Annotated in this window: 14 protein-coding genes; 5 read left to right on the forward strand and 9 right to left on the reverse strand. The window is 34.7% G+C overall.

From position 1 onward, the window contains the following. Positions 1-164: 164 nt before the first annotated feature. The 4 genes from BAQ48_RS06965 to BAQ48_RS06980 all read right to left on the reverse strand — a co-directional run bounded on the left by BAQ48_RS06965 (position 165) and on the right by BAQ48_RS06980 (position 2,493). The gene (locus BAQ48_RS06965) at positions 165-833 is read right to left on the reverse strand and encodes a hypothetical protein (protein ID WP_001004289.1); all 669 of its coding nucleotides are present in this window, start codon (positions 831-833) and stop codon (positions 165-167) included. Positions 834-1,010: 177 nt separating this feature from the next. Then, complete coding sequence (locus BAQ48_RS06970; protein ID WP_071710518.1) at positions 1,011-1,454, reverse strand: spore coat protein; 444 nt, start codon at positions 1,452-1,454, stop codon at positions 1,011-1,013. 21 nt (positions 1,455-1,475) lie between these two features. Beyond that, entirely contained in the window at positions 1,476-2,018 is a 543-nt protein-coding gene (locus tag BAQ48_RS06975) for a spore coat protein (RefSeq protein WP_071710519.1), read from the reverse strand. Positions 2,019-2,253: 235 nt separating this feature from the next. Beyond that, the gene (locus tag BAQ48_RS06980; protein ID WP_000993177.1) at positions 2,254-2,493 is read right to left on the reverse strand and encodes a helix-turn-helix domain-containing protein; all 240 of its coding nucleotides are present in this window, start codon (positions 2,491-2,493) and stop codon (positions 2,254-2,256) included. A gap of 186 nt (positions 2,494-2,679) precedes the next feature. Here BAQ48_RS06980 and BAQ48_RS06985 point away from each other — a divergent pair, with 186 nt between their 5' ends. Further along, the gene (locus tag BAQ48_RS06985; RefSeq protein WP_000235480.1) at positions 2,680-3,048 is read left to right on the forward strand and encodes a hypothetical protein; all 369 of its coding nucleotides are present in this window, start codon (positions 2,680-2,682) and stop codon (positions 3,046-3,048) included. A gap of 190 nt (positions 3,049-3,238) precedes the next feature. Here BAQ48_RS06985 and BAQ48_RS06995 read toward each other — a convergent pair whose 3' ends face one another. Then, the gene (locus BAQ48_RS06995; RefSeq protein WP_071710520.1) at positions 3,239-3,688 is read right to left on the reverse strand and encodes a YkvA family protein; all 450 of its coding nucleotides are present in this window, start codon (positions 3,686-3,688) and stop codon (positions 3,239-3,241) included. A 364-nt stretch (positions 3,689-4,052) separates the two neighbouring features. Further along, positions 4,053-5,102 (reverse strand): NAD(P)/FAD-dependent oxidoreductase, encoded by a 1,050-nt coding sequence (locus BAQ48_RS07000; RefSeq protein ID WP_071710521.1) that lies wholly within the window; start codon positions 5,100-5,102, stop codon positions 4,053-4,055. 332 nt (positions 5,103-5,434) lie between these two features. Between BAQ48_RS07000 and BAQ48_RS07005 the strand changes: the two genes are divergently transcribed. The 3 genes from BAQ48_RS07005 to BAQ48_RS07015 are packed head-to-tail and all read left to right on the forward strand — an operon-like array spanning position 5,435 to position 8,445. After that, positions 5,435-6,352: an iron-hydroxamate ABC transporter substrate-binding protein gene (locus BAQ48_RS07005; RefSeq protein ID WP_071710522.1), complete on the forward strand. Its 918-nt coding sequence runs from the start codon at positions 5,435-5,437 to the stop codon at positions 6,350-6,352. 48 nt (positions 6,353-6,400) lie between these two features. Continuing rightward, complete coding sequence (locus tag BAQ48_RS07010) at positions 6,401-7,441, forward strand: FecCD family ABC transporter permease (protein ID WP_002017353.1); 1,041 nt, start codon at positions 6,401-6,403, stop codon at positions 7,439-7,441. Further along, a complete protein-coding gene (locus BAQ48_RS07015) occupies positions 7,438-8,445 on the forward strand; it encodes a FecCD family ABC transporter permease (protein WP_071710523.1) in 1,008 nt (335 codons plus the stop codon). Before BAQ48_RS07010 ends, BAQ48_RS07015 begins: the two co-directional genes overlap by 4 nt. 40 nt (positions 8,446-8,485) lie before the next feature. Here the strand turns inward: BAQ48_RS07015 and BAQ48_RS07020 are convergent, their stop codons facing one another. The 3 genes from BAQ48_RS07020 to mtnK are packed head-to-tail and all read right to left on the reverse strand — an operon-like array spanning position 8,486 to position 11,462. Continuing rightward, positions 8,486-9,127 (reverse strand): L-fuculose-phosphate aldolase, encoded by a 642-nt coding sequence (locus BAQ48_RS07020; protein ID WP_000926562.1) that lies wholly within the window; start codon positions 9,125-9,127, stop codon positions 8,486-8,488. Between the two features lie 52 nt (positions 9,128-9,179). Further along, positions 9,180-10,226: an S-methyl-5-thioribose-1-phosphate isomerase gene (gene mtnA / locus BAQ48_RS07025; protein ID WP_084064455.1), complete on the reverse strand. Its 1,047-nt coding sequence runs from the start codon at positions 10,224-10,226 to the stop codon at positions 9,180-9,182. Positions 10,227-10,235: 9 nt separating this feature from the next. After that, on the reverse strand, positions 10,236-11,462 hold the full coding sequence (gene mtnK, locus BAQ48_RS07030; protein WP_071710525.1) for an S-methyl-5-thioribose kinase: 1,227 nt from the start codon (positions 11,460-11,462) through the stop codon (positions 10,236-10,238). Positions 11,463-12,050: 588 nt separating this feature from the next. On the opposite strand from mtnK, the gene ahpC reads away from it, so the two are divergent. Beyond that, positions 12,051-12,614, forward strand: a complete 564-nt coding sequence (gene ahpC / locus BAQ48_RS07035) for an alkyl hydroperoxide reductase subunit C (RefSeq protein WP_000924420.1) — start codon at positions 12,051-12,053, stop codon at positions 12,612-12,614. Positions 12,615-12,622: the final 8 nt, after the last annotated feature.

Below are 12,622 nucleotides of genomic sequence, written 5' to 3' on the forward strand. Positions count from 1 at the left end.
CATCTTTTTTTATAATTTAGTACATGATTACCTCTTTATAAGTAAAAACAGGAGCATACTTATATATTCAATTCACTTTCCCCCTCATATCCAAATAACGGTAAACAAATAGGCTCGACCTTTTCTTCTGCATATAAAAGAAAAAGCCAGCCCTTTCAACTAGCCTACGGACAATGAACAGATTTTACATGTTGCATATTTACATATAATTTTGCATCACGAGCTTTTAATATTTCAATATGTCCTTCATCAATTTTCGCCATTTTTCCAATTTTATTGGATTCCTCACCTAAGTCGAATACCATAATTTTCCCAGCCATTTTAATAAGTTGTTCTTCAAACGTTCGAGCTAACGTAATATTTAGTGGATTTACAGGGAGTTCATTTTTATTGAGGGAATAAGGCACTTGGTTTTCTTTATACGGAATTAACCATTTCAAGTGTTTTAAGGATATATATACAGTTTTATAAACTGGACTATAAAAAACAATATAATCGTTCATTACACTTGTTACATACCCATGTATTGGGGCATTTCCTGCTACATAAATTTCTGTAAAAATCCCTTTAGAGGTGCTTAATACTTTTCTCAAAGAAATTGAAGGAGATTCCCTCTTAATTACAGAGTCCACATCAGGTTTTAATATTTCTTCATTGTGTCCCCTTAAAAATTTATAATATTGGACATGATATAAAGATATATATACGTAGTCTTGTCCATTGTAAAGAACAACAATATCATTTCCTACATCAATTAATACTCCTTTAAATCTCTGTTCACCGATTAATTTAACATATATATTTTCTCCAATACTTTTGTTTAACTCATTCATCTATATCCTCCTTTCTATGAATTTCTATTTTCCTGTCTTTTATTCTAAAAATAATCAGGGGCAATGTTCTGTTTTTTAATAGTAAGAAATCCCTTTTCATATATCCCAAAATAATTACAGAGAAATATGAAATCATTCTTCATTTCCAATCATAATGCCCCTTTTATTTATTAAACATTATTCTTCTTCATTCTTTTTGTTCTTAACTATTTGACTCACACTCTTCACGTGGGAATGAATTACATAAATAACCTCATGACCGTTTACTAGTGTAATATTTCCATCATGTATATCACTTAATAAACCTTCCACACACTCTGGTCCACCACGATTAATCTTTATCCATTTATACTTCAAGTCATTTAATACATCTAAAAAAGTATCTTCTTCCGCATAGAAGCATGAATCATATTCTCCTTGTTCTTCTTTCACTTTTCTGATTAGACTCTTCACATGATTCAGCTGATAATACACTAATTCTCCATGAGGTAATTGTAGTGTAAGGTAATCTTTTCCTAACACTAACAGTACACCTACTCGACTTTCCGGTCCGCGAAGATTTACTTTTACATTCTCACCGATTAGACCTTTGATTTGATCACAGCATAATGCATCCTCCAAATTCATACCCTCCTTTCTGTTTTATCTTCCTCTACTTGATTGTCTTAGTGCACGAGCTCGACTTGAATTATTGCTGTTTTCATTACTTTTCTCGTTGCTACTCTCATCGCTACTCTCATCACTCTCATCACTCTCTCCACTTACCGGTGCATTATAATTAACACTCTTAATATGAGATAGTGCAATTAATACAACTTCTTCTTTAATAATCAATGTTACATAACCGCCAGAAGCATCTTGTAAAATACCTTCAATTTTCTCTGGTCCACCACGGTTAATTTTCACCCAGCGGTATTTGAAGCCTTGAAGTAACGTTTCAAAATCTTCTGCAATGTCTTCTTCCGCCCATTCAAAATCACCTATTCCACCATCTTTCGTATTTTGGGTAATGCTTTTTAGATGGCGAAGTTGATAGTAATGGTTCTCTCCTTTTTCATTCTCTAATCCGAAGTAGTCCCCACCTAACGATACGATTGTTCCTTTTTGAGATTCTGGTCCACCTCTGTTTACTCTTACATAAGATCCAATTAAGTCTTTCAAAAAATCCCAATGAAATAAACTCACGAGAAAACCCCTTCCATTAATTTATAAGCTTTTGCACTGATAGTATATGTATCTGTACAGGTTACGTTCTCTATGTTTGTCCTAGCTAGAAAAAAATATGCTTTTAACCTGGTAGACTACTACCTATCAAAATTTCATGGAACGCCGAGGGCTCTTTGGGCTTTTGATAGCTTTAGACAAAAAAATCCCGTATGAAGGTACATTTCTGTATACTTCATACGGGATTTCCCAACGTTTAGTCCTCGTCTTTAACATCCATATCTTCTGGAATTGGTTCGTTTAATATTTCTTCCACTAATTGTTTATATTTCTCCATTTGTTCTAAATGTGTATTGAATTGTTCTTTATTTAATAAATATTGTTCTCCATCGAATAGCGCACGAACTTTCTTTTGCTGAATTAACTCTTCAATATACGATTTTGGTAAATTCAAATACTCCGCAGCCTCTTCTACTGTTATATACAATGCGTTCATTCCTTTATTATTTTTTCATATATACTGTATCTTACTTTACCTTATTTTTGTAAACAAATAAAAAAGATTTTGTAAATACAATTTAAAAAGCAGGTAGATGCATTCCATATATTGTATACTAATAATAGTAAGAATTTTTTAAAATATAGAATGGTATTACCCATTTACACAAAGGAGAGTTAACACATGGCTACTCGTCACATCATTACAATGTTAGAAAAAACATTACAAGTTGAAACAGAAAACACAATTTCTCATTTAACTACATCTTTATCTGATCGTATTCTTTCTCAAAGCGCAGCAATACACGAAAGCAATTGTTACCGTACAATTAGTGAATGGTACAAAAATCATTTCTTATTCCAGCAAGATGATTTCCTTTGGGCTAAATACGCTTTCTATGACGCATATTGTGAGGCTATCAAAAAACAAGGACATCTTACAAAACGCGTCCGCCAAATATTAGAATCATTAGCTCGAAAACATGGAAAACAATACATCGCGTCTACATTAAATATGCCATTTCCTAGTGAAAGAGCTAAAGGGACAGCATAATTGAATCCTGTTCCACGCAAACAAAACATAAATTCATTGTTTTCTAGGAAGATTTTCAAATAAAACGTTCATGTCCTATGAACTGATGAAACCGGTGTTATTATAATGATTGAAAATATAGTAAACAGGAAAACCCCCACTTACATCTCTCGTCATTCGAATAGAGAAGTAAGTGGGGGTCCTAAACATTTCATTCGAAATTACTAACATTATCCTCATTACCCAATTCATTTTTCCACTCTTTAAATTTTTCAATGTCACTGCTAACTTGTTTAATGGCTAAACTAATTATCGCTACATCATCTATTAGCCCTAATCCTAAAATAAAATCTGGGATTAAATCTATTGGTGATACAAAATATAAAATTGCACCTACAATAGCAAGAAGTGATTTCTTCGAAATTTCCCGATACTCCCCTTTTCTCCAACAATTCATCATTTCAAATAACACTTGAAGATTATCCCAAACATCAGTTAAAGCACCTTTATTATTTTGAGATATTTTCATCCCTTTTTGTATTAAAGTTTGTATTTTACTTTCATCTTCTAAGTATGCACTAGCCCGATTTTGATACTTTTTATTTTCTTTTTCAATTTTTTTACTATCAAATGCACCTTTATTATTTTTCTTATTAAACATATATCATACACTCCTTCATCATTTAATTTGTATAATCAAAATACGGAACAATTTCTTTCTGATGAAAGACACATCACTATTATATTTCCAATATTAAAAAGCCAAGACGTTATCTTTTTAGCGTTAGTTCCTTTTACTACTACATCATTAAAATAATTGTAACCCCACTCTTTTAAACTGCACATTATATTTTAGAGATACACGTGATGGTAGTATTACCCATTGTTTAGAAAAGAAACTTGATTTAATTACAACGAACACTGAATTAGACACATTGAGTTTAAAAATAATCGAATGATATTAGTCTATGTAAATAAAACAGAGGAATCTAAGAAGATCCCTCTGTTTTATTTACTATTACAAATTATTTCATCATCTGCTTTATTAACTCTCGATTTCTCTTCTTAAATACTTCATTATGAGAAGAAACCATCCCGTACTCGCTTGCATCTGGTTGAATAAATTGTTTCGCTTTATTCACAGCATTTCCAGCATCTTGGAACGCTCCTGCAATTAAATGTAATTTCCCATCATGCTTTAATATATCTCCAGCTGCATATAATCCATCTACTGAGGATTCACTATTTGCATTCCCTGCAATATAAAAATTATCTATAATCGCAACGTCTAACTCACTATTTTCTAATAATGTAATGTCACGTTCATATCCATGATTAATAATAACTTCATCAATAGGTAAATGAGAAACTTCACCTGTCTCGTGATTCGTTAATTCTACATATTCAATCGCTTCATGATTATCACCAGCAATTAATTTTGTAATCGATGTATTAAAGAAACACTCCGCTGAGCTGTTCATTAGTTGTTTCACTTGCGCTTCATGACCAGATAATTCTTCTTTTCTATATGTTAAATACACTTTTTTCGCGATTGGTTCTAATTCATTTGCCCAATCAACGGCAGAATTTCCGCCGCCGGAAATAATGATTGTTTTATCTTTGAAACGTTTTAAAGATTTAACTGTATAATTTAAATTCGATACTTCAAATCGCTCAGCACCTTCAATTGATAACTTTTGCGGTTTCAATATACCACTACCAGTTGCGACAATAACTGTTCTTGAATAATGTTCTTTTCCATCGCTTGCTTTTAATGTAAAAGTGCCATCTTCATTACGAATAATCGATTCTACTTTTGTATTTAATACAACTTCTGGCTTAAATGTTTGCCCTTGCTGTACAAGTTGTTCAATTAATTTATCACCTGTAACTGGCAATAGTCCACCTACATCCCAAATCATCTTCTCTGGATAAACATGTATTTTTCCACCTAGCTGTGGTTGAAATTCTATTATTTTCGTTTTCATCTCTCTGAGTCCACTATAAAAAGCTGAATAAAGCCCTGCAGGTCCTCCGCCTATCACAGTTACATCAAACAATTCTTCTCGATTCATTCGTGCTCACTCCTCAGCTACTAATCATTGATTATCATTCTCAATAAAATATAACCTGTTTCTTCAAAATTTACAATCAAAATTACTATTGACAATACACCTATATAAAATTATATTATTTAAAGAATCAATAGTGATAATCATTATCAATTTGTTAATAATTAGCAAATTTGAGATTACATCTTCTTTTATTAATATGGTTAATACTATATTGTGAAATCTCACATTCAAGATTTTTAATAAACATTTTGCATTACCACTACTCTTTCAAAAAGATTGCAGTTAAGCAAATTATTGTATACACATATCATCTATGTTAAAGGAGAAAGACGATGAAAAAGTTATTTATTTCACTAACTGTTCTTTTCGTTCTTGTTATGAGTGCTTGTAGCAATGGCTCTACAGACAAAAAGAACGATGCAAAAGGTAGTAAATCAGAAACAATTACATACCAATCTGAAAATGGTAAAGTAGAAGTTCCTGCAAATCCAAAACGCGTTGTTGTTTTATCATCATTCGCTGGTAACGTAATGTCATTAGGTGTAAATCTTGTTGGGGTAGATTCATGGTCTAAACAAAACCCACGCTTTGATAGCAAACTTAAAGATGTTGCTGAAGTATCAGATGAAAATGTTGAAAAAATCGCTGAACTAAATCCAGATTTAATCATTGGTTTATCAAATATTAAAAATGTCGATAAGTTAAAGAAAATCGCTCCTACTGTAACATACACTTACGGAAAAGTTGATTACTTAACACAACATTTAGAGATCGGTAAGTTATTAAACAAAGAAAAAGAAGCAAAAACTTGGGTTAATGACTTCAAGAAACGTGCACAAGACGCTGGTAAAGAAATTAAAGCAAAAATTGGTGAAGATGCAACAGTTTCTGTTGTAGAAAACTTCAACAAACAGCTTTATGTATACGGCGAGAACTGGGGCCGCGGAACAGAAATTCTATACCAAGAAATGAAATTAAAAATGCCTGAAAAAGTAAAAGAAAAAGCATTAAAAGAAGGTTACTACGCATTATCTACTGAGGTATTACCTGAGTTTGCTGGTGATTACTTAATCGTAAGTAAAAACAAAGATACTGATAACTCATTCCAAGAGACAGAATCATACAAAAACATCCCAGCAGTAAAAAATAATCGCGTATACGAAGCAAACATGATGGAATTCTATTTCAATGATCCACTTACATTAGATTTCCAACTAGACTTCTTCAAGAAGAGCTTTCTTGGTAAATAATACAAACATGAGGAATTCTTAATTTAAGAATTCCTCTTCCTTTATTCTATGAACAGAAAAGATGTGAAACGAATGACAAAAGAACATGACAATACACGTTCTATAGCTTTTACATACAAATTAATTTTAAGCATAATTGCATTCTTTCTTATTTTTATGGTTGCAATGGTATTAGGTGCTGCAGATACTTCAATAAAAGACGTATGGTTAGCACTCACTTCCTCCGCTAAAGGAGACAAAATATCTATTATTCGCGAAATACGTTTGCCACGTGAAGTTGCTGCTATTTTTGTAGGAGCTGGACTTGCTGTTTCTGGAGCAATTATGCAAGGATTAACACGAAACCCACTTGCAGATCCTGGATTATTAGGGCTATCTGGTGGAGCAAATGCTGCGCTTGCACTAACACTTGCTTTCAACCCTTCCATCAGCTATCTTTACTTAACATTAGCTTGCTTTATCGGTGCTGCAGTTGGCGCAATTATGGTATTTGGAATTGGTATGGTGAAAAAAGGCGGGCTCTCCCCTCTTCGAATTGTATTAGCTGGTGCTGCCGTTTCGGCATTTCTACTCGCAATTTCAGAAGGAGTTGGCATTTACTTCAAAATTTCACAAGATGTATCACTTTGGACTGCTGGGGGCGTAATTGGAACAACTTGGAGCCAATTAAAAGTTATTATTCCAGTCATTTCAATTAGTATCTTTATCGCTATCTTACTAGCAAAAAAATTGACAGTTCTTAGTTTCAGTGAAGAAGTAGCTATTGGACTAGGTCAAAAAATTATCTTCATTAAAACCATTTTATTTATCATTATTATCTTACTTGCTGGTGCTTCTGTAGCCCTTGTCGGAAATATGGCATTTATCGGTTTAATGGTACCTCACATGGTACGTCCAATTGTTGGACCTGATTACCGATTTGTTATACCGATGTCAGCAATTGCTGGAGCTTCCTTTATGCTACTTGCAGATACAATCGGACGTACCATTAACGCTCCGTACGAAACACCAGTTGCCGCTATTGTCGCAATTGTAGGGTTACCATTCTTCCTATTCATTGTACGTAAAGGAGGAAAAACATTCTCATGATGCCATCTATTCTAAGAAAACAACGTCTTATTATACTCGCTTTACTTATAGTGACCATCACAACCATTGTAATTGGAATGGGGCTCGGTTCAGCATCTTTATCTTATGATCGACTACTCCCAACGTTAATGGGACAAGGGACTTTTAAAGAGGAGTTCGTTTTATACTCTTTAAGACTACCTAGAATTGTCATTACATTATTAGCTGGTATGGCTCTCGCTTTATCAGGGGCTATTCTACAAGGAATTACCCGAAATGATTTAGCTGAACCTGGTATTCTCGGTATCAACTCTGGGGCCGGTGTTGCTGTTGCTATTTTCTTTTTATACTTTCCAATAGATGTAGGTTCATTTCTTTACTTACTACCTGTCGTTGGATTTATCGGGGCATTTCTAACAGCTGTTCTAATTTACGTATTTTCATATAGTAAATCAACTGGACTTCAACCAATACGATTAACATTAACTGGTATCGGTTTTGCATTTGCACTATCTGGAACGATGATTGTCCTTATTTCATCCGCAGATCGTATGAAGGTAGACTTTATTTCAAAATGGATTGCCGGAAATATTTGGGGGGATGACTGGATCTTCGTTCTAGCAATGCTCCCATGGTTAATCATATTAATTCCGTTCGTTTTCTATAAAGCAAATCGATTAAACATTTTAGCGTTAAACGAACCAGTCGCAATCGGTGTTGGAATTGAAATTGAAAAAGAACGCAGATACCTATTAGTTGCAGCCGTTGCACTTGCCGCTGCAGCTGTTTCCGTAACAGGAGGAATTAGCTTTATCGGGCTGATGGCTCCTCACATCGCAAAATCCTTAGTCGGACCAAGGCATCAAATCTTCATGCCTATCGCCCTTTTAATTGGCGGATGGCTATTGCTATTAGCAGACACAATCGGACGAAATATCGTTGATCCTAATGGCATCCCAGCAGGTATTGTCGTCGCTTTAATTGGTGCACCTTACTTTATGTATTTGTTGCTTAAAAAAGCGTAAAGAAACACCCTCAAGAACTTTTCTTGAGGGTGTTTTTATTCTACTGCTGTCCGTATCCTTCAAACTTCTTCGCCAAATTCTCCATCTCATCTTCTGGCAATAACTTCGGTTCTCCGACGCTTTTCGTTTGATAATAAATTTGCGCACAGAACTCAATCTCTTCCGCAACAGTAAACGCCATTTTTATATTATTTGCACCAGCAATTAAACCGTGATTGGCAAGTAACACGGCACGTCGATCAATCATCCCTTCAAAAGCAGCCTCTGCTAATTGCTTCGTACCGAATGTTTCATATGGCGCACAGCGAACATTTGGGCCTGCAAAAGCAATTAAATATGATACAGCAGGAAGCTCCCAGCCCAATGATGCGATCGTCTTTGCGTAAGGAGAGTGTGTATGCACAAGCGCATTTATGTCTTCACGATTTCGATAATAAATAAGATGCATATCTAGTTCACTTGATGGTTTTCTCTCTCCCTCTACTACTTCACCATCTAAGTTTAATATAACTACATCTTCAGGCTTTGTTTCATAATACTCTAAACCACTTGGGCTAATCGCAACAAGACCTTGTTCACGATTGAAAATACTAATGTTACCTCCTGTCCCCTTTGTTAAACCGCTAGAAATCATTTTCTTTCCGTACGCTACAATCTCTTCTCTTTCTTTTTGTAATAACATATATATCCCCCTAAGTATGAAGCTTGTGATGACTGACTTTAGATTTATCTACTTATTGAAATAGCTTTTTTAAATTCTCCGTAAACGGTGCTTTTACAATCCCTTTTTCCGTAATAATCGCTGTTACATTTTCATGTGGCGTAACATCAAATGCTGGATTATATACTTTGCTTTCTTTCGGAGCAGAATATTGTCCGAAGCGATTAATTACTTCAGAGGCATCCCTTTCTTCGATTGGAATTCCTTTTCCTGTTTGTGTTTTTAAATCAATCGTTGGTGTTGGTGCCGCTACATAAAATGGAATGTTGTAGTATTTAGCTAAAATAGATACACCTAATGTTCCAATTTTATTTGCTACATCACCGTTTGCTGCTACACGGTCACATCCAACGATTACCGCATCAATCTTCCCTTGTGACATGACCATAGCTGCCATATTATCCGTAATGACAGTGACGTCAATTCCCGCTCGCTGTAGTTCTAATGCCGTTAACGTTGAACCTTGTAATCTAGGGCGCGTTTCATCAGAATAGATTTTTAAGTCCCATCCTTTTTCTTTCGCTAAGTACATTGGAGCTGTCGCAGTACCATACTTAGTCGTCGCTAACGCACCTGCATTACAATGTGTTAATACTCCCATTCCATCATGGAATAATGTTAATGCATGTTCTCCAATTTGACGGTTAATTTCTTCATCTTCTCTATGAATCTCTTTTGCCTCTTCTAGTAATCTATCTTTCAACTGCGAGATTGATAAGTGAGTATTCGCCGTCGCTATATTCTCCATTCTTTCAAGCGCCCAAAATAGATTTACTGCCGTCGGTCTTGATGTCGCTAAGTATGCACATACTTTTTTTACTTCAGCCATAAATCTTTCTACCGTACTTTCAGCAAATTCCTTTACCCCTAGATACACACCATAGGCTGCTGAAACACCTATTGCCGGTGCTCCTCGTACTTTCATTACTTGAATCGCATCCCAAACACCCTCAGCCGTTTTAAAAGATTCATAGACTACTTCGTTCGGTAATACTGTTTGATCTAATAATACTAAAGCATCATCTTTCCACTGAATGGGTATTAATTGCTCTGCCATCATCTTCTCCCCTTACTTCGTGCTATGCATTTGTTGTTTTAACGTTTCTACAAAACTGCTACCTGTTTTATATTGATTTGCTTCTAGAATAAATTTCTTCGCGGCCTGAAGACAAATTCGCTCTGCTCTAGCACGTGCTTCATCATTCCCAATACAAGTAATATCCTTTACTTTCGCTAATCCAACAATACGACGAATTAACTCAAGACCTGTCACTGCCGCTGTATCCTCTAATACAGATTGTAAATAAACTTCGTTAAAGCCTTCTTCCTTCGCCATAATCTCTGTCACATGAATATCCCAAGCATCTAAAAACTTCTTCTTAAATAAATCAATTACCTCTACCATTGTAGTTTGTAGCCAATCCATATACGTATCTTTCTCAGCACTAAGCGGCATCGTTGCATCTGCATTCACCCAAGCGAACATTAAATTCGCCATTACATTCCCAATGTCATATCCCATAGGCCCATAAAAAGCAAACTCAGGATCAATAACCTTTGTAGAATCACCTTTCACAAAAACAGAACCGGTATGTAAATCACCGTGGATAAGCGCCTGCGCATTCGTCATAAAAGAAAATTTAAGCTTCGCTACTTCCATACGAAGCTCTTTATCACTATAAATATGCTCCCTAATCCATCCTTCATTTAATTGAAACAACTCGTTACGTTTATTATGGTTTGTAAATGGCTCTGAATATACGAGATCCTCTGTAATCTCACATAATTCAGGATTTATATAACTCTTCACAAGTTCCTTCTTCTCTTTATGATTCATTACAACATCTGATGTTAATAGAAGAGTATTTACCATAAAAGTAGTTAAATCATCTGCAAGCTTTGGAAACATTTGATGATTTATAAGTGCTGTGCGCAATATCGTATGATTTGATAAGTCTTCCATCACGCAACAATTCATCAAACTATCAAACAAATATACATCTGGCACCAGTCCAGGTGCTAATTCACCCTCTAATCGTAAAACATCCGATTCTATACGGATTCGATTCGTCGACAACTTAAACTCATCTGAAATACGGGCTGTATCCCCAGCCTGCTTTACGATGATGGAAATGTTCTCCTTTTCATCCCAAACGCGGAACACATAATTTAAATTGCCATCACCTATTTCTTTACACTGTAACCCCTTTGCCTGTTCAAACTTAGGCACTTTCTCTTTCACATATGCAATCACATCTTTAGCTTCCATTAAAAAATACTTCGTGAACTTAGACATGGTTTCCCCTCCACACTAATTGTAAGCGTTTTCTAAAAGCCGTAAAAAATAGTAGATGAACTGTTTTATCCTATAATATATATTCTTCTTTTTGAAATGTATATCTAGGTTTTATTATATCTTGTTAGTACTTTGAGTCAATGTTTCTAATTATCCTTACAATATACTTCTTAATTATATATTTTGGATGACAAAAATTGTTCACAAAGATTCCGATTCATTTTATTTTATTTATCGCACAATTCTTTGTAAAATAGAAATAAGCAGTTCCTTTCAAATCCAAAACTTCTAAGAAATATTTCCTCCCGAAGAACTTATACTTACACCATATCTCTAACATACACACTACTCTTTCAAACACTCATCAAAAATTTATGGCATGTAAATTACCTTTTTATTCCCTAACACCCTTAATTGAGAATAAATATTAATTAAATTGGTATAAAGTTGGTTTATTCTCTTGACAAAATAACCAATTCTATATGATAATTAATATCGAATTAGAATTATTATAGTTAATTAAAAAATATATTTTATGAGCACACTATTTTTTGATGCTCACAACCAACATTTAGGAGGAATTTTAATATGTTATTAATCGGCACAGAAGTAAAACCGTTTAAAGCTAATGCTTACCATAATGGAGAATTTATCCAAGTTACTGACGAAAGTTTAAAAGGAAAATGGAGTGTAGTTTGTTTCTACCCAGCTGACTTCACATTCGTTTGTCCAACTGAACTTGAAGACTTACAAAACCAATACGCAACTCTTAAAGATTTAGGCGTTGAAGTATACTCTGTATCTACAGACACTCACTTCACTCACAAAGCATGGCATGATAGCTCAGAAACTATCGGCAAAATCGAGTACATCATGATTGGTGACCCAACTCGCACAATCACTACAAACTTCAACGTTTTAATGGAAGAAGAAGGTCTTGCTGCTCGTGGTACATTCATCATCGATCCAGACGGCGTTATCCAATCTATGGAAATCAATGCTGACGGTATCGGCCGTGACGCAAGCATTCTTGTTAACAAAATTAAAGCAGCTCAATACGTACGTAACAACCCAGGTGAAGTTTGCCCAGCTAAATGGCAAGAGGGTTCTGCTACACTTAAACCAAGCCTTGACCTTGTAGGCAAAATCTAAGGAGTTCG

Origin of the sequence: Bacillus luti, from assembly GCF_001884105.1 — a bacterium.
Lineage (GTDB): Bacteria > Bacillota > Bacilli > Bacillales > Bacillaceae_G > Bacillus_A > Bacillus_A luti.